The sequence below is a fragment of the Colwellia sp. BRX10-9 genome (assembly GCF_014077405.1).
Classification (GTDB): Bacteria; Pseudomonadota; Gammaproteobacteria; order Enterobacterales; family Alteromonadaceae; genus Colwellia_A.
Genome location: NZ_JACGVV010000031.1, coordinates 25,498 through 48,756, shown reverse-complemented (window position 1 = coordinate 48,756; position 23,259 = coordinate 25,498). Strand labels below are relative to the sequence as shown.

At 36.1% G+C, this 23,259-nt stretch carries 20 protein-coding genes and 1 pseudogene; all 21 read left to right on the top strand.

From position 1 onward, the window contains the following. Positions 1–528 precede the first annotated feature (528 nt). A complete protein-coding gene (locus tag H4J69_RS15715; RefSeq protein ID WP_070374583.1) occupies positions 529–822 on the top strand; it encodes a hypothetical protein in 294 nt (97 codons plus the stop codon). Between the two features lie 13 nt (positions 823–835). After that, a complete protein-coding gene (locus H4J69_RS15710) occupies positions 836–1,120 on the top strand; it encodes a GIY-YIG nuclease family protein (RefSeq protein ID WP_182244813.1) in 285 nt (94 codons plus the stop codon). Between the two features lie 163 nt (positions 1,121–1,283). Beyond that, complete coding sequence (locus H4J69_RS15705; RefSeq protein WP_182244814.1) at positions 1,284–1,454, top strand: hypothetical protein; 171 nt, start codon at positions 1,284–1,286, stop codon at positions 1,452–1,454. Positions 1,455–1,877: 423 nt separating this feature from the next. Then, entirely contained in the window at positions 1,878–3,005 is a 1,128-nt protein-coding gene (locus tag H4J69_RS15700) for a polysaccharide export protein (protein WP_182244815.1), read from the top strand. Between the two features lie 5 nt (positions 3,006–3,010). Continuing rightward, a complete protein-coding gene (locus H4J69_RS15695; protein WP_182244817.1) occupies positions 3,011–3,454 on the top strand; it encodes a low molecular weight protein-tyrosine-phosphatase in 444 nt (147 codons plus the stop codon). A 69-nt stretch (positions 3,455–3,523) separates the two neighbouring features. Beyond that, positions 3,524–5,767: a polysaccharide biosynthesis tyrosine autokinase gene (locus tag H4J69_RS15690; protein WP_182244816.1), complete on the top strand. Its 2,244-nt coding sequence runs from the start codon at positions 3,524–3,526 to the stop codon at positions 5,765–5,767. 402 nt (positions 5,768–6,169) lie between these two features. Next, positions 6,170–6,288: pseudogene (locus H4J69_RS20515) on the top strand (ISAs1 family transposase); the annotation flags it as partial. 370 nt (positions 6,289–6,658) lie between these two features. Beyond that, the gene (locus H4J69_RS15685; protein ID WP_182251983.1) at positions 6,659–7,933 is read left to right on the top strand and encodes an oligosaccharide flippase family protein; all 1,275 of its coding nucleotides are present in this window, start codon (positions 6,659–6,661) and stop codon (positions 7,931–7,933) included. A gap of 93 nt (positions 7,934–8,026) precedes the next feature. Further along, positions 8,027–9,031: a polysaccharide pyruvyl transferase family protein gene (locus tag H4J69_RS15680; protein WP_182245164.1), complete on the top strand. Its 1,005-nt coding sequence runs from the start codon at positions 8,027–8,029 to the stop codon at positions 9,029–9,031. Between the two features lie 208 nt (positions 9,032–9,239). After that, a complete protein-coding gene (locus H4J69_RS15675) occupies positions 9,240–10,382 on the top strand; it encodes a hypothetical protein (RefSeq protein ID WP_182251982.1) in 1,143 nt (380 codons plus the stop codon). Next, positions 10,382–11,623, top strand: a complete 1,242-nt coding sequence (locus tag H4J69_RS20380) for a glycosyltransferase family 4 protein (RefSeq protein ID WP_182245162.1) — start codon at positions 10,382–10,384, stop codon at positions 11,621–11,623. Before H4J69_RS15675 ends, H4J69_RS20380 begins: the two co-directional genes overlap by 1 nt. Continuing rightward, positions 11,620–12,825 carry a glycosyltransferase gene (locus H4J69_RS15665; protein WP_182251981.1) on the top strand — a complete coding sequence of 402 codons (1,206 nt, stop codon included), beginning with the start codon at positions 11,620–11,622 and terminating at the stop codon, positions 12,823–12,825. The genes H4J69_RS20380 and H4J69_RS15665 overlap by 4 nt, the downstream gene beginning before the upstream one ends. After that, positions 12,818–13,855, top strand: a complete 1,038-nt coding sequence (locus H4J69_RS15660) for a polysaccharide biosynthesis protein (RefSeq protein WP_182251980.1) — start codon at positions 12,818–12,820, stop codon at positions 13,853–13,855. Before H4J69_RS15665 ends, H4J69_RS15660 begins: the two co-directional genes overlap by 8 nt. Further along, a complete protein-coding gene (locus H4J69_RS15655; RefSeq protein WP_182244996.1) occupies positions 13,856–14,965 on the top strand; it encodes a UDP-2-acetamido-2,6-beta-L-arabino-hexul-4-ose reductase in 1,110 nt (369 codons plus the stop codon). It begins immediately after the preceding gene. Positions 14,966–14,967: 2 nt separating this feature from the next. Further along, positions 14,968–16,098 carry a non-hydrolyzing UDP-N-acetylglucosamine 2-epimerase gene (gene wecB, locus H4J69_RS15650; RefSeq protein ID WP_182244995.1) on the top strand — a complete coding sequence of 377 codons (1,131 nt, stop codon included), beginning with the start codon at positions 14,968–14,970 and terminating at the stop codon, positions 16,096–16,098. A 51-nt stretch (positions 16,099–16,149) separates the two neighbouring features. Next, complete coding sequence (locus H4J69_RS15645) at positions 16,150–17,358, top strand: glycosyltransferase family 4 protein (protein WP_182244994.1); 1,209 nt, start codon at positions 16,150–16,152, stop codon at positions 17,356–17,358. Further along, positions 17,358–17,951 carry a sugar transferase gene (locus H4J69_RS15640; protein WP_182244993.1) on the top strand — a complete coding sequence of 198 codons (594 nt, stop codon included), beginning with the start codon at positions 17,358–17,360 and terminating at the stop codon, positions 17,949–17,951. The genes H4J69_RS15645 and H4J69_RS15640 overlap by 1 nt, the downstream gene beginning before the upstream one ends. Then, on the top strand, positions 17,948–18,583 hold the full coding sequence (locus H4J69_RS15635; RefSeq protein ID WP_182244992.1) for an acetyltransferase: 636 nt from the start codon (positions 17,948–17,950) through the stop codon (positions 18,581–18,583). Before H4J69_RS15640 ends, H4J69_RS15635 begins: the two co-directional genes overlap by 4 nt. Beyond that, positions 18,580–19,425 (top strand): 3-hydroxyacyl-CoA dehydrogenase family protein, encoded by an 846-nt coding sequence (locus tag H4J69_RS15630; protein ID WP_182244991.1) that lies wholly within the window; start codon positions 18,580–18,582, stop codon positions 19,423–19,425. The genes H4J69_RS15635 and H4J69_RS15630 overlap by 4 nt, the downstream gene beginning before the upstream one ends. A 3-nt stretch (positions 19,426–19,428) precedes the next feature. After that, on the top strand, positions 19,429–20,607 hold the full coding sequence (locus H4J69_RS15625; protein ID WP_182244990.1) for a DegT/DnrJ/EryC1/StrS aminotransferase family protein: 1,179 nt from the start codon (positions 19,429–19,431) through the stop codon (positions 20,605–20,607). Between the two features lie 555 nt (positions 20,608–21,162). Then, the gene (locus H4J69_RS15620) at positions 21,163–23,103 is read left to right on the top strand and encodes a nucleoside-diphosphate sugar epimerase/dehydratase (protein WP_182244989.1); all 1,941 of its coding nucleotides are present in this window, start codon (positions 21,163–21,165) and stop codon (positions 23,101–23,103) included. The last annotated feature ends 156 nt before the right edge of the window (positions 23,104–23,259 follow it).

The window sequence follows — 23,259 nt, the reverse complement described above, 5'->3', positions numbered from 1 at the left end:
TAAAGCGCGCACCTTAACACCTAACAATACCCGTTACACTTAACAAACACCATCACCATAAACACAAACCCGTCATTCTTAACTCCTTTCAGGAACTGTACTTACTCTCCCAAACCCAGATACTGACATGAACTCAGCATGACGACAACAGAGTAAAGCGAGCACCTTAACCCTGAACAATCACCGTTACTCTTAACAGCCACCATCATCCTAAACACAAACCCGTCATCCTGAATTTGTTTCAGGATCTATACTTACTCTCCAAAACCCAGATACTGAAATAAATTCAGCATGACGACAAAAGAACTACGTAATTCTACCTCTGTGCACCCGTCAGCCAGACCCTCCACCGTCATCCTGAACACCACCCCCGTCATCCTGAACTCGTTTCAGGATCTGTACTTAGAACGCAAAAAACAAAAATACCAAAACAGTATTTTTAATTTCATATGAGAAACCTGACAAAACAATAAAGCTCAACTACAATATTAATAACATGTAAAAATAATGTTAACAAAAGGAGTTGGTATGAATACATTAGTTTATATCTATATATTACAGTCGGTGGATGGTAGCTACCACACTGGCTGCTGTGATGAACTTGGCATTGTGTTAGCGAAATACGATAAATATAACCAACTTCTTTTAGGTACTGAAATAACGCCCCCAGTCAAACTTGTCCACCAGCAGAAATTTAAAACTGAACAAGAAGCAAGATTGATAGAAAATGAAATTAGAAGGTGGTCTAAAAAACAAAAACAATTTCTTATTAACAATGATTGGCCTGAAATATCTAAATTAGCGAAAAAATTTATTTACTAACAGGGTCGTCAAGATGAAACAGCCTCATATTTATATAATGACAAATATAAAAAACACGACACTATACATAGGTGTAACGAGTCAGTTAGTTCAAAGGGTCTATCAACATAAATCTAAACTGACATTAGGCTTCACCAATAAATATAACCTGAATAAATTAGTATGTTTTGAGTCATTTGAAACAATGTACGATGCGATAACAAGAGAAAAGCAACTTAAAAACTGGCGAAGGGCCTGGAAGAAAAATTTAATAGAACAAATGAACCCTAATTGGCTAGATCTGAGCAAAGATTTATAAGCCACACAACCACCACTGTCATCCAGACCCAGACTCCGTCAGCCAGACACAACCACTATAAGCCAGCCACCAATACCGTTATCCTGACCCCGCCACCGTCATCCTGAACTCGTTTCAGGATCTGTACTTACTCAACCAATCCAGATACTGAAATGAATTCAGCATGACGACAAGGGGCAACGTAACTCTACGTATGTACACAGTCAAACAGACACCACCACTATCAGCCGGCCACCAAATACGTCAGCCAGCCCCACACCACCGTCATCCTGAACTCGTTTCAGGATCTGTACTTACCGAACAAACCCCAGATACTGAAATAAACTCAGCATGACGACAAGCGGCAACACACCTAAACAAGATAATAAAACAAACTCAACATAACACCATCAACATGACGACAAACAGCAACGTACCCAAACCAGATATTGACATAAATCCAGCACCACAAGGAAACAACTCTGTTACTCCCATACTTTCCTTTTTTCTGACTAGACAATAGTTAATAACTTGCGTATTATTCTGCGCAATACAGCTTTAACTATCTAAGCCCATACGTTCATAAATTGAAATGTATATATCGTTTAGATGAAAGCATGCAATTATATTTGTCTGCTGACTATTCCGGCATTAAGATGGCCATAATAATAAAGCGAAAACTGTACGCATTGTTAAGATGTTTTTACAATAAGCATCAAAAATTTCAAAACAACACGGCAGTTGACTCACTTAGCGAAGGATTGAATAAACTTACACGATGTTAAAATACTCTAAAAAACTAGTTGTCTCATTGTCATTATTGATGCTGAGTAGTTGTAGTATGATCCCTGGCAGTCATATGGAAGGCGTTGATGTTGAACCTGAAACTTCTACGCTAGCGCAAGACTTATCGAATGTTAGTATTTCGGTGATCGATTCAGCGCTTATCTCTGAATTAAAAGACAATCAACAAGCCTTCACTAAAGCCAAAAAATACAATCCAATGTCAATCGAAGGATATGATTATGCGCTTGGTATTGGTGATGTATTATCTATTGGTGTATGGGACCATCCAGAACTTACTATTCCGGCAGCTGTTCAAAGAACTGCTGCATTTGACGGTTTCAGAATTCAAGCTGATGGCACAATTACCTATGCTTATGCCGCGAATGTACCTGCTGCCGGTAAAACCATTAGACAATTACACGCGATATTAGTAGAAAAACTAAGCCGAGTTATTGAAAAACCACAACTAGATATAAAAGTAGTCGGTTTTAATAGCCAAAGAGCTTATGTTACCGGCGAAGTAAACAAGCCAGGCGTATACCCAGTTACCGAAATTCCACTGACGTTAATCGACGCAATTAATCAAGCTGGCGGTTTAAGTGAAAGAGCCGATTGGCGCACAGTCACTTTTACACGAAACAATCAAACCGAAATCATTAAGCTAAATGATTTTTATACCAAAGGTGATATTAGTCAAAACCGTTTACTAAAACACGGTGATATCCTTCATGTAAATCGTACAGACAATCAAAAAGTATTTGTCCTTGGTGATGTAAATAAAGCCGGTAGCATTGAAATTAATCGTTATGGCTTAAGCCTTGCAGAAGCGTTAAGTGACGTAGGCGGTTTAAACGAAAAAACAGCCAATGCTAATGGTATTTTTGTTTTACGCAAACGCCCAGACAACCAAGAAGGCATCATTGCTGATGTTTATCAATTACATGCACAAAATGTAATTGCACTAGTATTAGCCGATCAATTTAAGTTACAACCTCGTGATATCGTGTATGTAACTACGGCACCAATAGCACGTTGGAATCGTTTAATCAGTCAATTAATACCAACGATTCAAACCGTTTACTCTATATCTACTATTAAAAATCAAGGGACGATATTCTAATGGGAATGTTTAACTCCATTTTAGTAGTGTGTGCCGGTAATATTTGTCGAAGCCCTACGGGTGAATACTTACTTAAAGATAAGCTAAAGGACAAAGACGATAGCCAAATAAAAGTTTCTTCAGCAGGACTAACTGCATTAGTGGGTAATAGCGCGGAAGCAACGGCAACGAGTATTGCCTTAAGCAATAATATTGATATGAGCCCACACCAAGGCCGTCAACTCAACTCAACATTAATTACAGAAAATGATTTGATTTTAGTGATGGAAGAACGTCACTTAACCGATTTGTTAGGTAAATATCCACAGGCCAGAGGAAAAACCTTCTTGTTAGGTAAATGGATCGATAATACTGAGATACCAGATCCTTATCGCCAAAGTCATGAAGCGTTTGAACATGTTTATCAATTAGTTGATAAAGCCTGTTCTGCTTGGACCAAATACCTTTAAACTAGCGTTTTAATTTACCCTTAAACAAAAGTTTAAATTCAGAATTATTTATTAAAAAGTACACTTAATATGTCAATTAATGAAAATATAGCTCAGCCTACAGTTAAAAATCAGCAAAGCAATAATGCACCATCGAACGAAATTGACTTAATGTCACTCTTTGGCGCGTTAGTCGATCGAAAGTTTTTTATCTGTATTATTACGGCTATCTTTATGCTGGTGGGTGTTGCTGTCGCCATGTTTTCAACGCCTATCTATCAAGCAACGGCAATGATTCAAGTAGAAGAAAGTGGTGGTTCAGTACCTGGATTAGATGACATGGCCGGCATGTTTGAAAGTAGCTCTAAATCAATAACTGAAATTGAACTATTAAAGTCTCGCTCTGTTATCGGCGAAGCCGTTGATGCGTTGAAACTAGATATTGTTGCCAAGCCAAAATTATTCCCAGTAATTGGTGGTCGTAGTTTCAGAAAATTTAACCCAACAAAAACAGGCGATGTGGCACCAGCCAGTTTTGGTGCAGTAAGTTACGCTTGGGGTGGTGAAAAAATTGATGTATTCCGCTTTGATGTTCCTAAGTACGCTATTAATCGTGGGTATATAGTGCTTGCTGGCGAAAATAATACCTATAAACTTTTATCAGCAAATGAAGAAGTTATTTTACAAGGTAAAGTAGGCGAAGAACTCACTAATGGCATTTTCAGTATTACCCTTAAATCTTTAACGGCAAGAGCAGGTACTGAATTTACGGTTATCCGTAAAGATCGTTTAAATACCATTGTTGATTTACAGGCAGCCATTGGTGCCAGCGAAAAAGGTAAAGACTCAGGTATTGTTAATTTAAGTTTGCAGCATGCAACCCCTGCTTACGCTGAAAAAGTATTAAACAAAGCAGCTGAAATATATGTACGTAGAAATGTTGATAGAAACTCAGCAGAAGCTAAAAAATCACTCGACTTTTTAGAAGTACAATTACCTGAAATTAAAAAGCAATTAGAAGTGTCGGAAGCCTTATTTAACGATTATCAAATAAACCAAAAATCAGTCAATATTACCCTCGAAACTCAAGGGGTATTAGAGCAAATAGTTGAGCTAGACACTAAGTTACAAGAACTTGATCTTAACCGTCTTGCTATGTCTCGAAAATTCAAACGCACCCATCCTAATTACCAAGGCATTGTTGAACAAATTGATGCCGTACAAAAACAGCGTGATGGCTTAGCACAAAAAATATCTAACTTACCTGAAATGCAACAAAAACTATTAGGCTTAACCCGTGATGTTGAAGTAGGTAACGAAATCTACATGATGCTGCTAGGCAAAGTACAAGAGTTAGATATTGTGCGTGCCGGTACGGTAGGTAATGTGCGTATAATTGATGTAGCTGAAGTTAATACTACCAAGCCTGTAAAACCTAAAAAAGCATTAATTGTGGTTATGGCTACTATGCTAGGCGGTATGTTAGCGATAGCGATAGTACTTATACAAAAAGCACTGCATAAAGGCGTTGAAGACCCAAGTGAAATAGAAGCGATTGGCATGCCAGTATATGCCAGTGTGCCTTTCTCAGCCTATCAAGATAAATTGTCAGATTTAATTAGTGGTAAGAAACGAAAAAAGCAGGCAGGAAAAAGGGTGTTAGCCGTAGATAACCCAGCAGATTTATCTATAGAGGCATTACGCAGCCTGCGTACCAGTTTGCACTTTGCCATGATGGAAGCTAAGAATAATGTTATTGCTATCTCTGGACCATCTCCAGGTGTCGGTAAATCTTTCATATCAACAAACTTAGGGGTAGTGCTCGCGCAGAGTGGCCAAAAAGTGTTGTTGATAGATGCCGATATGCGTAAAGGCTATATCCATAAGCATTTTGGCTATGCATGGAAAAACGGTTTGTCTGAATATTTATCAGGCCAAAAAACGCTAGAGCAGGTCACTAAATCGACTGATGTAGCAGGTTTTGACATTATTACACGGGGTCAAGTACCACCTAACCCGTCTGAGTTATTAATGCATGCCAATTTTAGTAAATTAATCGCAGAGGTAAAAACTAAGTACGACATTATCATTATTGATACACCCCCTATTTTAGCGGTCACTGATCCAGCCATTGTTGGCGGCCATGCGGGAAGCATGCTACTTGTTACGCGCTTTGGTCAAAATGGTATTAAAGAAATAGATTACGCTCGTCAACGTTTTGAACAAAACGGTATCGATGTGAAAGGTGTGGTATTTAATGGCGTTCTTAAAAAAGCCAGTAACGCCTACGGCTATTACGGATACGCTAACTACGAATATAAATCTGATAAATAATCCGTAGTCGCGAGTTTGGCTATGCCGTCATTCCCGAGTTGTCTTGTCGGGAATCCATGGGCTTTGTAGGTGGGTATTTATTCGCGCAATTACTCATAAGTAAAATTAGCAATAAATGCACACTATAAATTATCTGACATTAATATGCGGACCTATTGGCAGGGAAAGAGGGTTTTCGGCTTAAGTCCTTATAAGTGATTGATTTTAAAGGAGTAAATGTGAATTATGGACATAAAGTAGTGTCTCAATGGCTACGGTTTTTGTCTCAGGCATAAAATAAAAAAGAGTTTTGATGTTGAATTAATTCAACCAGTAGTGATATAAGTCAATGTTATGATCAGTCCACAGCAATTTTAATCTTGCTTTATAGCTTGGATGAAAGATTGTCATATGATAATAGCAATAAACGCGATCCCTGAGTTACTAAAACTTTAGAGATAAGTGGCTGTTTGGTTACAATTGACGCAATGGGTTGTCAGAAAAAAATAGCATCCAAAATACTTAATAATAATGCTGATTATTAATTAGCAGTTAAAGGTAATCAAAAACGCTTAGATCAGAAATTTGATGATATTTTCGATGTGAGTGACTTCCAAGCCGATGATGAGAGTAATTGTTATGCCTCACAAAAGTCACAATGTGACAGTACTACTTTATCATCATTGTTTTCCCTGCAAAGTATAGAAGAGCGGTCCTTGATGCTGGCGTTGATAGAGTTATTACTTTTACTGAATAAAGATCAAACGTTTAAAGCAGGGTTCAAAAGAAAGTAAAAAAGAACAGGAAGAGGTGAAAATCTATTTAACTGCAGTCCTTACAGGGCAGGCTGTTTCGTCACCTTCCCATGCTTTAATACATGATGATACCATTCGGAGTGGTTAGAATTAATATATGCTAAAAATAATATTTCAGTCTCTTAGTACTTCCGTCTTAACAATGATGGTTACTTTTATCTCTAGCGTTATTATTGCTAGGGAACTTGGGCCTAATTTTAGAGGAGAGTGGGCGAGTATAAGCCTTTATATAATGATGATTTCTACATTCACATTATTTGGTTTTGGAGATTCTTATCTCTACCATAAAAGAAAACTTTATCAATCTTATAATGTATCTTTAATTATAATAAATTCAATTTTTATTAGTGTTATATTTAATGCTATTATTTTCTGTTTTTTTAATGAGTATATAGATACTGAATATATCGAAATAGTATTTGTAATGTTAATACTATCAGGAATAGTAAACTTATTAAGCTCACTTAGTCGAGTTGATTCAAATTTGTTGGTTTTTAATAAAAGTAAAGTGCTGGTAGCGTCAATTTTTACGAGTCTAGTATTAATTTTTTTTAGTTTTTATCAATTAAACTTAAAGATTTTGATCGGTATTTCGATTTTTTCTTTCATAGTAGAAATTTTTTACATTGCTTTTTTTTCGACAAAAAAGCAATTTTCAGATTTCATTTTAAGAAAAAAAATTGATTGGCCTGGTTTCTTTAAATATGGCTTGAAAATTCATATGACAGCTGTCCTAGGAATTATGATAAATAATTTTGATAAACTTTATTTGTTTTTTAATGCAAAAGCAGTGGATTTTGGCATCTATGCTGTTGCTTATGGATTTTCAAGGTTAATAGGAATACTCCCTAATACGTTTGCAGGAGTGTTATATGCGAAATTTGCAGGAGCTGATGAAAATAAAACATCTGAAATAACATCGTTAGTATTCTCTTTTCTCTTTATTCCCTTGTTATTATGCTCATTTTTATTAAGTATTATAAGTTGTTATTTTATACCTATATTATATGGTAATGAGTATGTTGAGGCTGTGATACCTATAGGGATTTTATTGTTCGAGTCTGTGATTTCTGGTTTAGGATGGATACTTGCTCAAAGGTTCAATGCTGCGGGCAAGCCAGGTTTGGTCTTTGTTAGGCAATTGATTGCTATTATCCCCTTGGCCATATTGATATTTTATATGCCAAATTACGATGTAACAATTGTATTATCATTGGCAATGTTGTTGGCGTCTATCATAAGGTTGCTTGTTACACTGTATATGTATAAAAACGTGTTAAATGAAAAGTTACCTAGGTTTTACCCTACATATTGTCAAATTAATCAACTATACAGCAGGTTTAAAGGCAAATCATTTTATAGTACCAGATAGAGGTTATGATCAGTGTTTTCTTCTGATAGGGGGATTCTCTAAAAGAATAATTAGAAAGCTCCACATTTTAAATTTAAATTATTAGGAAAGTGAATGAATATTAAGACTCCGGGACTATTGTTAGATACCTCTATATCTACGCTGAATTTAGGTGATGAAATAATTGTAGATTCAGTCCGTAAAGAAATGGAAAAAACCTTTGTTGATAAAGGTTTTTTTAGAGCACCAGCCCAAGAAAAAATATCAATACCAACATATAGAGTGGCAAAAAGAACTGATATACAACTGGTTTGTGGAACAAACCTGCTAAATGGTAATATGCCATTCTACAAGCAGTGGAAAATAGATTTTTTAGATACATTTTTCCTGAAAAAAATATGTTTAGTTGGTGTTGGATGGTGGCAATATCAAGAGAATATAAATTTATATTCAAGAACCTTATTAAAACGAGCATTGTCAAAAGATTTGACTCACTCTGTTCGTGATAGTTATACATTATCAAAGCTGAAATCTATAGGGATTAATAATGTTTTAAATACGTCATGTGCGACAATGTGGTGCTTGACTGATGAGCATTGCAGAAAGATTACTACTAACAAGAGTAATAACGTGGTATTCACATTGACAGACTACAAGCCAAGTAAAAATTCAGATAAATCTCTAATTGAAATTTTACTTTCAAATTATGAAAATGTATATTTTTGGCCTCAAGGATCTAGAGATTTAGTTTATATAAATAGTTTAGATATTGATATTTCAAATGTGAAGATACTTCCATTCTCTCTCGCGGCATATGATGAGCTTTTAAAAAGCGAAATTGATTTCGTTGGTACAAGATTACATGCTGGTATTCGTGCGCTACAGAATAACCGAAAAACATTGATATTGGCCGTTGATAATCGAGCAGAAGAAAAACGGAGAGATTTTAATCTTCCAGTATTAGAACGTAATGATATTTCGGCGATTAAAGATAGGATAAATAGCAAATGGGCTACAGAAATTAAAATTCCAAATGAAGAAATTGCATTATGGCGTAAAAATAATGTTGAATTACTTGAACAGAATGACTTGATAAATATGGCGAGTTTAAATGAGTGACAAGTATATAGTATTAGGTTTTTTTATCCCGGACAATATAATGCATAGAGAGTTTTAAGATGATAATCAACCTCAAATTCAAACACAGATTTTCAATATGAATCTTATAAAGTGTCTTGAATCTATAAATGGTATCAGATGCAAGTACAGGCCATTTAGACCTATTTCTGACTATCCAATAAATAAAAAAATTTGGTAAACTATAAGTATGTTGATTGTGAGTTTTGATTGTGAGTTTAAAGATAAGTTATTGATATTTATATTGATAATTATCAGTGCATCACCTATTTTACCAAATGGAGTGAGGCTATTCTTATTGGTTTTGGTAATTTCTTTTTTAATTCTGAAATTAATAAATAAAAAAGTAACTAGTTTGTTGTTGTTATTTGTTGGTGTTTTCACTATATCTTTAACCCAAGATGCTTATTATATCACTGAATATGGTTTCAACACAGGTTCTTTAATCTATATACCATTAAGTTTATTTAGCGGTTATTTAGTAGCTCAAAGTTATCATCCTACTTACTTTTTAAATATTTATGAAAAAATTGTAAGTGTTTTATGTATATTAGCGTTGGTTTTATATGCAGTTTTTATGAGTTTCCCTCAATTAATAGTTATTCTGCCAGATTATAGTTATTACAATATGAATAATAAAACAGCATACTTTTTAAATGTTCTTACTTCCGAATCGGGTAAGTCTATTGGCCGTAACTCTGGTTTTGCGAGTGAGCCTGGTTTATATCAATTTTTCATTAACCTTGCTCTTTGGTGGCGACTAAGAAGGAATAAAGGGGCAATAGATTTAATCTCGTGGGTTTATGTCGCAACTATAGTGACAACTAACTCAACAGTAGGAATACTATGTTTACTATTAATACTTTTTATTAATAGTTCTCGTTCGACCTTTTTTCTGATTATAATATTGTCTATTGTTAGTTTCCCACTCTTAGTCTCTACTTATGAGTACCAGCTTCAAAACAAACTAATGGGCTCTGATGCCTTTAGATCAAGATTGGAACCATTTATAAATGCTATAAACTATTCATTAGTAAATTTAGCCGGTATAGGTAGTGTAAAGTACTCAGCTATTTATGAAGCCTTAAATATTGGAGGGTGGGATAGCTTTAGTCAGACAATATTAAGATATGGTTATCAAGGTTTTATTGTTTTAAGTATTGCACTCGCGAGTGTTGTTAGAATGAACTTAGCCATCGGAATTGTCATAATTGCATTACTTTGTGCACAGAATCTGTGGTTCGTTAGTGTTGTTTCAGTGTTCTATTTCTGGGCCTTAGATTGGAACAAATCAAAGGCACTATATGGTGCTATCCAAAAGGAATCTACTTAGTGAAAATTTTATGGGTTACAAACGTCCCATTACCTGAAATATGTGACTTATTAAATATAAAAAATAACCCTTTGGGAGGGTGGTTAGTCCAGTCTTCTGATTTGTTAGCAAGAACAGAACAAATAGATCTGAATATAGCTTTCCCATTTAATAAGGATATTGATAATGTTAAAGGTGAAAAGGTCAATTACCATGCTTTTTGTAAACTTACAGAATCTAAAGTAACTAATCTTATTGAGTCAATATCCCCGGATGTTATACATATTTACGGCACAGAACTACCTCATTCTTTTTTATTCCAAAAGTGTGCTGAAGCGCTTAATATTAAAGTAGTGGTATCCATTCAAGGGTTAGTTTCTGTATGTAGTAAATATATCTATGCTGATCTACCTTTATCAATTATATATGGGATGACTTTTAGAAATTTGCTTAAGTTTGATAATGTTTTTGGATTAAAAAGGCTTTTTGATAAAAGAGGGCGCATGGAGGTACAATTACTACAAAAGTCTCAAGCTGTAATCGGACGAACTCAATGGGATAAAGAATGTGTAAGCCACATTAATCCAGACCTTACCTATTACCACTGTAATGAAACTATACGAGAGATTTTCTATCACCATAAATGGAATATAAACAAAATTTCAAAGCACCAAATTTTTATTAGTCAAGGACATTACCCTCTAAAAGGTCTCCATTATTTAATTGAAGCTATATCAAATGTAGTTAAGGTTTACCCTGAAACAAAAGTTATTATTGGCGGGAAAAACATACTTAAAGATGATTCTAGATTCGGCATTCAATTAAAAACAAAATATGCAAATTATATTAACGGGTTAATTAATAAATACGAGTTAGAGAATAACATTAATTTTCTTGGTACTTTAGATCAAGAACAAATGGTTGAAAATTTATTAAAAAGTCATTTATATGTTTGTTGTTCTACAATCGAGAATAGTCCGAACTCCCTAGGCGAGGCAATGTTAATAGGAGTGCCTAGCATTGCCTCATTTGTTGGAGGTATACCTGATATGGTTAATGATGGGGATAATTGCTTACTTTATCAACATAATGCACCATATATGCTTGCAAATAAAATCAAGAAGATATTTGGTAGTGATGACTTAGCCTTAAAGCTATCCAAAAAAGCAATTGAAAAAGCATTAGTAACACATGCGCCACAAAGCAATAATAAAAATTTAATTGATATATATAAAAAAATATTTAAGGGTGATATGAAGTGAGTCAATTGTCAGTTATCTTGATCGGTTTTACTGTACCAGATAGTGATCTAGAGGTCATTACTCTAAGAGGTGGTGCATTGCTCACTCAAACTCATAATTTCGCATGGTCTTTTGTCAAGTCTTTAAGTGATAATGACATGAATTTGCAACTAATCTCCGCTTCTCCGGTGCCTAACTTCCCTAAGTATAAGAAGATATTATTCAAACCTGAAAAATTCATTCAACAAAAAATTTCAGGATATAAAATACCTTTTGTTAATATATTAATTGCGAAACAATTTACAAGGTTTATATCATCTTTAATTTATGGGATTAAAAGTTGTTATTCTAAACAAGGGAATATCATTTTAGTTCACGGAGTTCACAGCCCTTTTTTGGCTGCATCGCTGTGTTTGAAGTTTATGTTTAATTGTAAGATTGTGGTCATTTTTACAGACCCTCCAGGAAGAGTTCTCAGTGATGATGGTATATTAACTGCTTGGTTGAAAAGCATTGATAAAATGGTAGTTAAGGGGTTTATATCAAGGTTTGACGGTGTCATTGGTTTAACCAAATTTATTGGCCCAGATTACTTTTCCTCTTCTAATACTTTGGTGATTGATGGTTTTGCAAACAGTAAAATTAAATTAGTTGATTATAAAGAACAAAAAGAATTAATTGTTCTATATGCTGGAGGACTTGAAGAAGAGTATGGCATTCTTAATTTGATTCATGCAGTTAAAACTATGGAAAATGTTACATTGCATTTGTTGGGTAACGGTAGTTTGACAACCTATATAAAAGAAACATCACTAACAAGTAGTAATATCAAGTTTTTTGGTCTGGTCTCTCCAAAAAAAATTAATACATTTTATGAAGAAGCCTCAGTATTAGTGAACCCTAGGCCAGTTGATAACGAATTTGTTAAATACTCATTTCCATCAAAGACAATAGAATATATGTTAACTGGTGTTCCATTCATAACATCAAGATTACCCTCTATTAGTAAGGAATATTCTCCTTTTTTATATTATTTTGATTCAACAGATGTGGAAGGTATTAGAAGTAAGTTGAAGGAGGTACAAATGATTAGTTTCTTAGATAGAAAGCTAAAGGGTATAAATGCTAGAGACTTTATATTAAAGACCAGAGATACTCAAAGCCAAGGCAAGAAAATTAGAGAATATATTAGAAATTTAAATAAGGAAGTCGAAAATGTTTAAAGCCAAAACTCTATTAATAACTGGAGGAACCGGATCATTTGGAAATGCAGTATTACGCCGTTTTTTAGAGTCAAATATTAAAGAAATACGTATATTTTCACGTGATGAGAAAAAACAAGATGATATGCGTAAGAAGTTTAACTCTGATAAGTTAAAGTTTTATATTGGTGATGTGCGTGATCCGCAAAGTATTTCAACGGCAATGCGTGGTGTTGATTATGTATTTCATGCTGCGGCATTAAAGCAAGTCCCATCATGTGAGTTTTATCCTCTAGAAGCAGTTAAAACTAACGTGTTGGGTACTGAGAATGTTTTAGAATCTGCGATTTTTCATGGTGTGAGTAGAGTTGTTTGTTTAAGTACAGATAAGGCAGTTTACCCAATTAATGCAATGGGTATTTCAAAAGCGATGATGGAAAAAGTGATAGTTGCTAAGAGCCGTAATTTAGAAGGCACCAATACAGTTATCTCTGGTACACGTTATGGTAATGTCATGGCTTCTCGTGGTTCGGTAATCCCCTTGTTTATTCGCCAAATAATAGAAAATACACCAATTACGCTGACAGATCCTTCTATGACTCGTTTTATGATGACCTTAGATGACGCTGTTGATTTAGTACTTCATGCTTTTGAGTATGGAGTAAATGGTGATATTTTTGTTCAAAAAGCACCAGCAGCAACGATTGAAGTGATGACACAAGCTATTCTTGAGATGATTGGTAAGCCTGAGCATAAAGTGAATGTTATTGGTACACGCCATGGAGAGAAACTGTTTGAAGCCTTATGTAGTCGTGAAGAGATGTTTGTGGCTCAAGACCAAGGTGAATATTACCGTATTCCTGCTGATAACCGTGATTTGAATTATGCACAATATACAGAAGAAGGTGAAAAAGACTTATCTCAGATTGAAGACTATAACTCACACAATACTGAGCGTTTAGACGTTGAAGGTATGAAAGAATTGTTACGTAAACTTGACTTTATGCGTGAAATTGAATCTGGTAATTTGTTTGTTCCTGAAGGTGTGTAAATGAATATTTTAGTAACAGGATCTGCAGGGTTTATTGGCCAAAATTTGTGTGTTTTCTTACAAGAAGCAGGTTTTGGCAATATTGAAAAAATCACGCGGGATGATAATGAAGAAAGTATCATTGAAAAGATAAAGTCTGCAGACTTTATCTATCATCTTGCAGGGATTAATCGGCCTAAAAATAATGATGAATTTAAAAAAGGTAATACTGACTTAACTCAGAAAATTATTGATACGCTGGTTAAAAGTGGTCGTAAAACCCCCGTATTATTGACCTCATCCATACAAGCTGAATTAGATACCCCATACGGGACTAGCAAGGCTGGGGCTGAGCAAGCTGTTGCTGCTTATCAACAAGAAACGGGGGCTGCGACTTATATCTACCGTTTACCCAATGTATTTGGCAAATGGTGTCGGCCTAATTATAACTCTGCTGTTGCTACCTTCTGTTATAACACCCTAAATGATTTGCCAATCACAATTAACAACCCCGATGCGGCGCTTAATCTTGTTTATATCGATGATGTTTGTCAGTCGTTTGTTGGCCTGTTAGCTGCTACTACCCAAACAGCAGAATCATATAGCTATGTTGAGCCGGTCTATCAAACAACGGTTGGTGAAGTAGCAGCATTGCTTGCTGAATTTAAAGAAAGTCGTGAAAGTATGATTTCAGCTAAAGTGGGCGAAGGTTTTATTCGTGTACTTTATTCAACTTATATTAGTTACCTTGCTCCTGAGCAGTTCGCATATGATGTTACTCGCCACAGTGACGAGCGCGGTACATTTGTTGAAATGCTTAAAACTAAAGATGCAGGTCAGTTTTCATTTTTTACTGCTCATCCGGGCATTACACGTGGTGGTCATTATCACCATACTAAAACAGAAAAGTTCTTAGTGATTAATGGTAAAGCTTCATTTAAATTTAGACACATCAGCACTGGTGAATCTTATGAGCTAATTGTTAATGGCGAAGAATCTCGTATTGTAGAAACAGCACCCGGTTGGTCACACGATATAACGAATATTGGTGATAATGAGTTAGTTGTAATGTTGTGGGCAAATGAAATATTTGATCGCGAGAATCCAGATACCGTTAATTTTAAGGTTTGAGAATGAAAAAATTACATGTAGTAAGTGTTGTAGGTACCCGTCCAGAGATTATCCGTTTATCCCGTGTATTAGCTAAATTAGATGTACATTGTAAGCATACCATTGTGCACACGGGGCAAAACTATGATTATGAATTGAACCAAATATTTTTTGATGATCTTGGTGTCCGGAAACCTGACTACTTTTTAAATGCGGCAGGTAAAAATGCATCAGAAACAATTGGCCAGATAATTATTGCTGTTGATGGTGTTTTAGAAAAAGAACAACCTGATGCACTGCTTGTGCTGGGTGATACAAACAGTTGCTTATCAGCTATCCCTGCAAAACGTCGTAAGATCCCAATCTTTCATATGGAAGCAGGAAATCGCTGTTTTGATATGCGTGTACCTGAAGAAATTAACCGACGTATCGTTGATCATACTGCGGATATTAACCTTACTTACAGTGATATTGCGCGTGAGTATTTATTAGCGGAAGGTTTACCTGCTGATCGTATAATTAAAACAGGTAGCCCGATGTGTGAAGTCCTCACTCATTATGCTGATGTAATCGAAGCTTCAGATGTTTTACCTCGATTAGAGCTTACTTCTGGTAAATATTTTGTAGTTAGTGCGCATCGTGAAGAAAATGTTGATTCAGACGTTAATCTCGCAAAATTGGCGTTAACACTTAACACGGTTGCAGAAACTTATGGTGAACCAGTCATTGTTTCTACTCATCCACGTACACAGAACCGTATAGATTCGCAAAACATCCAATTCCACCCGCTTGTTCAGTTATTAAAACCTCTTGGTTTTAGGGATTACGTTAAGCTACAAAAAGAAGCAAGAGCAGTGCTTTCTGATAGTGGTACGATTAATGAGGAGTCATCTATTTTAAATTTTCCTGCGCTTAATTTACGTGAAGCACACGAACGTCCAGAAGGGATGGAAGAAGCGGCGGTAATGATGGTTGGACTTGAGCCTGAGCGTGTTATGCAAGCATTAGAAATATTAGAAACTCAAGCTCGTGGTGATGAAAGAACATTGCGTCAAGTCGCAGATTATTCAATGCCTAATGTTTCGGATAAAGTGGTGCGTATTATTCACTCATACACTGATTATATTAACCGTGTGGTTTGGAAAAAATATTAGATAGCATAAGGTGCTTATTTAAATATAAGTACCTTGCTTAATGGATAAGTATTGAAAATTCTCATAGTTACACAGTGGTTTGATCCGGAACCAACTTTTAAAGGTTTACTTTTTGCAAAGGAGTTAGTGAAAGCAGGACACCAAGTTGAAGTTATTACCGGATTTCCAAATTATCCGGGCGGCAAGGTATATGATGGATACAGCATCAAGTTTCACGATGTTGAGGTGATAGATGGTGTTATTATTCATCGTACACCACTTTATCCAAGTCATGATGGCTCTACGTTAAAGCGTATTGCTAACTATATTTCTTTTGCAATATCGTCTAGTTTATGTGGGCTATTCTCGGTATCTAAACCGGATGTCATTTATAGCTATCATCCTCCATTGACGACTGCTTTATCTGCTACATTAATATCTTTATTTAGGCGTGCACCATTGGTTGTTGATATACAAGATCTATGGCCTGAGACACTCGCTGCTACAGGTATGTTAAATAACAAAAAAGCACTTTCTCTTGTTGAGGTGTTTTGTCAGTTTGTTTATAAAAGAGCGTCTAAAGTTGTAGTGTTATCTCCAGGCTTTAAAAAACGATTGCTTGAAAGAGGTGTTCCTGAAGCCAAGCTTGAAGTTATCTATAACTGGTGTGATGAAGAAGCTTTGGATAATGGAATTGAAAGTGCTTTACAATTACCAGATAACGGAAGGTTAAATCTATTATTTGCCGGAAACTTAGGTAATGCTCAAGGGGTGCCCGCAATCGTCGATGCAGCTGAAATACTTCAAAGTAAGCACGTGAATGTTAATCTTGTATTTTTAGGATCAGGTATTGCTAAAGATAAGGCTATACAACAAGTAGATGAACTTGCCTTAGATAACGTGTATTTCCTCCCAAGAGTCCCAATGCAAGAAGTTGGGGGCCTTCTCAATAAAGCAGACATACTTTTAGTTCATTTGACGGATGACGAACTTTTTTCTATAACAATCCCGTCTCGTACTCAGGCGTATCTGAGAATTGGGAAACCAATTGTTATGGGAGTAAATGGTGATGCCGCAGACATAATCGCAAAGGCAGAGGCTGGAGTTGCCTGTAAGGCCAATAATCCAAAATCACTGGCTGATGCAATTGAAAGACTTGTAGGTAAAAGTCCAGAAGAACGTGGGTTAATGGGAAAAAATGCATTTGATTTTTATCAGAAAGAATTATCAGTCGCTGTAGGTGTTGAAAAATTCATTTCTGTATTTGAGGAAGTTAAGTAATGAAAAGGTTTTTTGACATTATCATTTCTGTATTAGCGCTATTATTTTTGTCTCCAATTATATTGGTTACGGCCATATTAGTTCGAAGTAAACTTGGTTCGCCTATTTTATTTACCCAAGACCGTCCAGGTTTAAATGGTAAAACATTTAAAATGATAAAATTCCGCACCATGTTAGAGGCAGTAGACAACAATGGTATGCTGTTGGCTGATGATCAAAGAATGACACCTTTTGGTAGTTTTTTACGTTCTGCTAGTTTAGACGAACTACCTGGGTTATTTAATGTGCTTAAAGGTGATATGAGCTTAGTAGGGCCTAGACCATTATTAGTCGGATACTTACCTTTGTATAATAATGAACAAGCTCGTCGACATAATGTTCGCCCAGGTATTACAGGCTGGGCACAAGTAAATGGCCGTAATGCTATTAGTTGGGAAGATAAGTTCACATTCGATGTCTGGTACGTTGATAATCAAAGTTTTTGGTTAGACATGAAAATCTTACTGTTAACGGTAAAAAAAGTATTTGTTCGCGAAGGCATAAGTGCTGAAGGTGAAGTTACTATGTCTATGTTTAAAGGAAGTGAAAAATGAAAGATTTAATTGTCATTGGTGGTGGTGGTTTCGCTAAAGAGGTTATTTGGTTAGCAAATGACTGTAACAGAAAGGTTCGTGGTGTTTTGGATGATAACGCTGAAACTCATGGAATAACCATCCAAGGTGCAGAAGTCTTGGGCAATATTAACACCTGGTTAGATTATCCTGACTGTGAATTTATTATCGCTATTGGATCGCCAAGAACTCGTTCTAAAGTGTGTAGTAATATGTTTAAGTTAGGCACTCCTTCATTTACTACCCTAATACACCCAAGCGTAAAATATTCAAATACTGTGAGCTTTGGAGAAGGGAGTATTGTATGTGCAGGAACTATTATTACAGTAGATGTTGCACTAGGTAATCATAATATTCTGAATCTAAATGTAACGGTGGGACATGAGTGTAATTTTGACGCTTTTGTGACAGTCGCGCCAATGGCTGCAATCTCAGGGAATGTAACATTATCTAAGTGTGTTGAAATAGGAACGGGTGCTGTAATTAGGCAGGGAATTACTATAGAAAAAGGCGCCATGTTAGGCATGGGGGGGATTCTAACTAAAAATATACCAGAATTAATGATTTTTGCAGGTAATCCAGCCAAGAAACTTAAGGAATTACCTCCATTATGATTATTTCGATTATTGGCTCTGGCACTATGGGATCAGGTATCGCACAGGTTTTAATGCAGAGTGAAGTTGTTACCAGATTAATCATAATCGCGAGAAGTCTTGATAAAGCCGAAACAGTAAAAAGTGTATGTTTGAAGCAGTTAAGTAAATTGGTTATAAAAGGTAAGTTGACGGAATCCTCAGCTTCAAATGCTATTGAAAAATTAATTGTTAGTGATTCAATTGCAGACATTGAGAGCTCAAACATAGTCATTGAAGCTATCGCAGAAAACTTTGAAGTTAAGTTGGAACTTTATAAAAACTTAGTTCCATATATCAGCGAAGATATGATTATTGCATCTAATACGTCGTCACTTTCTATTACCGCTTTCGCTAGCCTTTGTCCTCGGCCAGAAAATGTAGTGGGTCTACATTTCTTTAACCCTGCACCAGTTATGGAGCTTGTTGAAATCGTATCGGGTCACGTAACTAGCCAAGATGTAATTGATAAATTAAAAGACTTTACAAGTAAATTAGGCAAGTCACCAGTTGTAGTTAATGAAGCTCCTGGCTTTGTGGTGAATAGAATGTTAATCCCTATGATTAACGAAGCCATAAGTATATTATCTGAAGGTGTTGCTACTGCTGAAGATATTGATAAAGCAATGAAATTCGGCGCGCATCATCCTATGGGACCTCTTGCGCTTGCTGACCTTATTGGGAATGATGTTAATCTTTCTATAATGGAAACACTTTATAAAGAAACGGGTGACCCTAAATATAGAGCACACCCATTACTCCGTAAAATGGTGAGAGCAAATCACCTTGGACGTAAAACAAAAAAAGGTTTTTTTGAGTACTAATTTATGCTAAATACCCCATTCTCCCCATGGCCTAGTTTCACTCAAGAAGAAGCTGATGCCGTACAAAATGTTTTATTATCAAATAAAGTTAACTACTGGACTGGTCAAGAAGGTCGTGAATTTGAAAAAGAATTCGCTAGTTTTTCTGATAGTATATATGCCGTTGCCTTAGGTAATGGCACCTTAGCGCTAGATATTGCTTTAAAGGCTATGAATATAGGTGTTGGCGATGAGGTTATTACCACGCCGCGTACTTTTTTAGCTTCTGCATCAAGTATTGTTACAGCAGGTGCAAAACCGGTATTTGCCGATGTTGATTTGAATAGTCAAAATATCACTGCTAAAAGTATTGAAGCCGTCCTTACTGAAAATACTAAAGCTGTAATTGTTGTGCATTTAGCGGGTATGCCTGCTGAAATGGATGCCATTATGGCGTTAAGTGAAAAGCATGGTTTTTATGTTATTGAAGATTGTGCCCAAGCACATGGTGCAAAATATAAAGGCCGTAGTGTTGGTTCTATTGGTCATGTTGGCGCTTGGTCTTTCTGCCAAGATAAAATTATGTCTACCGGTGGTGAGGGCGGTATGGTTACTACTAATGATGAAACATTATGGAAAACCATGTGGGCGTATAAAGACCATGGTAAATCGTGGGATGCTATTTATAACAAAGAACACCCACCAGGATTTAGGTGGTTACATGAAAGCTTTGGCACTAATTGGCGCATGACTGAAATGCAGGCAGCTATTGGTCGTATTCAGTTAACACGTATGAAGTCATGGTCCGAGTCACGTCAAGCATATGCTAAGCAACTTGATGAAGCTGCAAGTGCTTTTGATTTGGTGCGCTTAGTTGAAGTGCCAGACTACAGTGAACATGCTGAATATAAGCATTATATGTTTATTAAGCCTGAGTTATTAGCTGATGGTTGGGATCGTGACCGTATTGTTAATGAAATAGTTGCTGCAGGTGTTCCTTGTTTTCAAGGCAGTTGCTCAGAAGTTTACTTAGAAAAGGCTTTTGATAATACTGGTTTTAGGCCTGAAAAACGTTTAACTAATGCCGTTGAATTGGGTGAAACCAGTTTGATGTTTGTAGTTCATCCGACATTGACTCAAGCTGAAATTGATAAAACTGTTAGTGTAATTAAGCAGGTGTTTGGATTGGCTAGTAAAGGTTAGTGACGCTTGAAAGTGGTGGACTCAAAGCAATGCAGCACCGGCTATATCTACTAAGTAATATTAGTCGGAATTAATAACAGTTAAAAAAACCGGATTCCCGATCAAATACTTCGGGAATGACGGCTGCAGAGTATCGAGCTGTTAGATCTGGATTCAGGATAATGGCTCCGGTATTATCTAATAAGTAACTTCCACGTTACGTCGGTTTAAGAGACAATCAGAATGATGGTAAGTTATTTTGTGGATGTTGTCTTAATTGATAGCCATAATAACTAAAGCAAAGGAAGTGGATCTTCGACTAGATACTTCGAAGGTGACGGTTTGTAACTTTGCAGGTACAAGTCGTTATCGAACCATATTATACGAAATAGTAAGTGACATTTCAGAGTCACAGGCTAACTGATTAGACCCTCGTATTCCCTCAAAACAGAAAGCTAATTGTTGTGTAAATGTACAGGAATGCATTTATTTTCAGTTAAATTTCAGTTTTTTTAGTTTATACTAGACCATTCTGTAAAAGGAAAATGTATTTTAATTTATAAAAGGAATTAGTTAGTGACTTTGATTCAATCAGTTTTGAAATTACCACGCACTTATAAGCGCGCCATTTCACTATTAATAGATTCAGTATTTTTATTTTTAGCTTTTTGGTTCGCATTGTTCATGCGTCTTGAAAGCTTCTCTCCTCTATTTAAGCAAGATTACTGGCTAGTTTTTTCCTGTGTGTTACCGCTTAGTTTACTCGTTTTTGTAAGACTTGGACTTTATCGGGCTATATTACGCTATATGAATATGCAAGCTATTTGGGCTATTAGCCTAGGCAGTGTTTTTTCTACGGTATTAATCATTGGTTTTTCATTCTTCTTTACCGTTGCTATGCCTCGTACAGTTCCTTTTATTTTCTTTAGTTTATGTTTGATATTGATTGGTGGTTCAAGAGTTTTGGTAAGAGCGATAATTAGCCACCCACGCTGGCATAAGAAAAACTCAGTCTTAATTTATGGTGCAGGCTCTGCAGGACGTCAGTTATCAACCGCTTTATCACAGGGGCCTGAATATCATGCTGTTGCTTTTGTTGATGATGATGTTGCATTGCAAAGAACCGTTATTCAAGGTATTCATGTTTATGCCCCCGAAGAAATACCAAGCCTTATTAAAAGTAAAAATATAGAAAAAATATTATTAGCAATGCCCAGTGCTTCAAGGTCACTTCGCAAAGAAGTGTTAAGTAAAATTGATTCACTTGGTGTGCAGGTATTAACTATTCCTGGCATGGCTGATGTTTTGGATGGTAAAGCTAAGCTTGAAGAGTTTAAAGATGTTGGCGTTGAAGATTTATTAGGGCGTGACCCAGTAGAGCCTAAACCTGAATTAATGAATGCTAATATCGCGGGTAAAATTGTTATGGTTACTGGCGCTGGTGGCTCTATTGGCTCTGAATTATGTCGTCAAATTATTCGGCTACAGCCAGCTAAACTGGTTTTATTTGAGTCGTCTGAGTTTGGTTTGTATACCATTGATAAAGAGCTTAATGAATATAAATTAACACACGGTTTAATCGTAGAAGTATTGCCTATTATGGGCTCAGTGCAAAGAGTGAATCGCATTGAAACGGTTATGAAAAGTTTTGCCGTACAAACAGTTTACCATGCTGCCGCATACAAGCATGTTCCATTGGTTGAGCATAATGTTGTTGAAGGTGTTAGGAATAATGTTTTTGGTACTTATTATGCAGCGCGTGCTGCCATAAATGCCAATGTTGAGACTTTTGTATTAATCTCTACCGATAAAGCCGTTAGACCCACTAATATAATGGGTACCACTAAACGTGTGGCTGAATTGGTTCTACAGGCGTTGTCTAAAACACAAGATACTACGCGTTTTTGTATGGTTCGCTTTGGTAATGTTTTAGGTTCGTCTGGATCAGTGGTTCCTTTGTTTAGAAAGCAAATTAAGGACGGTGGCCCGGTAACGTTAACGCACCCAGATATTACTCGTTATTTTATGACGATACCTGAAGCCTCTCAACTTGTTATTCAAGCCGGTGCTATGGGCACAGGTGGAGATGTATTTGTACTTGATATGGGCGAGCCAGTAAAAATTTATGACCTAGCCTGTAAAATTATTCACTTGAGTGGTTTTTCGGTTAAATCTGATAACAAGCCTAACGGTGACATTGTTATTAAATGTACTGGGTTAAGGCCCGGTGAGAAGCTTTATGAAGAACTTCTTATAGGTGATAACGTTTCAGGCACTATTCATGAGCGTATTATGAGTGCACAAGAAGCCATGCTTGATTGGCATGAGCTAGAACCTTTGCTAAAAAAACTCGATAATGCCTGTCATGCCTTTGACCATGAGTTAATTCGTGAGATATTGCTTAAGGCCCCAACAGGATTTAACCCCACCGATGGAATATGTGATTTAGTGTGGCTACAAAAAGAAAAAGGGCCGTTGAAAACAGCTGAAATTATCGAGTTGAAAAAAGTCACTTAAACCGCCAATACGTTAAAGTAATGGCTTGCTGTTTAAGTGGTCATTTAAATGTGGCTGTTTTTCGTTATTATGATTTTAAAGCCATTCGGGGTTGAATGCTCAGAATGGTTTATTCTAGTTATAGCACCACAAAGCCTATGATTTTTGTCGAGCCAA

Bases quoted from the DNA above. Each gene is read 5' to 3' on its own strand.
- H4J69_RS15715 (WP_070374583.1), top strand. From the start codon at position 529: ATGAATACATTAGTTTATATCTATATATTACAGTCGGTGGATGGTAGC.
- H4J69_RS15710 (WP_182244813.1), top strand. From the start codon at position 836: ATGAAACAGCCTCATATTTATATAATGACAAATATAAAAAACACGACA.
- H4J69_RS15705 (WP_182244814.1), top strand. From the start codon at position 1,284: ATGACGACAAGGGGCAACGTAACTCTACGTATGTACACAGTCAAACAG.
- H4J69_RS15700 (WP_182244815.1), top strand. From the start codon at position 1,878: ATGTTAAAATACTCTAAAAAACTAGTTGTCTCATTGTCATTATTGATG.
- H4J69_RS15695 (WP_182244817.1), top strand. From the start codon at position 3,011: ATGTTTAACTCCATTTTAGTAGTGTGTGCCGGTAATATTTGTCGAAGC.
- H4J69_RS15690 (WP_182244816.1), top strand. From the start codon at position 3,524: ATGTCAATTAATGAAAATATAGCTCAGCCTACAGTTAAAAATCAGCAA.
- H4J69_RS15685 (WP_182251983.1), top strand. From the start codon at position 6,659: ATGCTAAAAATAATATTTCAGTCTCTTAGTACTTCCGTCTTAACAATG.
- H4J69_RS15680 (WP_182245164.1), top strand. From the start codon at position 8,027: ATGAATATTAAGACTCCGGGACTATTGTTAGATACCTCTATATCTACG.
- H4J69_RS15675 (WP_182251982.1), top strand. From the start codon at position 9,240: ATGTTGATTGTGAGTTTTGATTGTGAGTTTAAAGATAAGTTATTGATA.
- H4J69_RS15660 (WP_182251980.1), top strand. From the start codon at position 12,818: ATGTTTAAAGCCAAAACTCTATTAATAACTGGAGGAACCGGATCATTT.
- H4J69_RS15655 (WP_182244996.1), top strand. From the start codon at position 13,856: ATGAATATTTTAGTAACAGGATCTGCAGGGTTTATTGGCCAAAATTTG.
- wecB (WP_182244995.1), top strand. From the start codon at position 14,968: ATGAAAAAATTACATGTAGTAAGTGTTGTAGGTACCCGTCCAGAGATT.
- H4J69_RS15640 (WP_182244993.1), top strand. From the start codon at position 17,358: ATGAAAAGGTTTTTTGACATTATCATTTCTGTATTAGCGCTATTATTT.
- H4J69_RS15635 (WP_182244992.1), top strand. From the start codon at position 17,948: ATGAAAGATTTAATTGTCATTGGTGGTGGTGGTTTCGCTAAAGAGGTT.
- H4J69_RS15630 (WP_182244991.1), top strand. From the start codon at position 18,580: ATGATTATTTCGATTATTGGCTCTGGCACTATGGGATCAGGTATCGCA.
- H4J69_RS15625 (WP_182244990.1), top strand. From the start codon at position 19,429: ATGCTAAATACCCCATTCTCCCCATGGCCTAGTTTCACTCAAGAAGAA.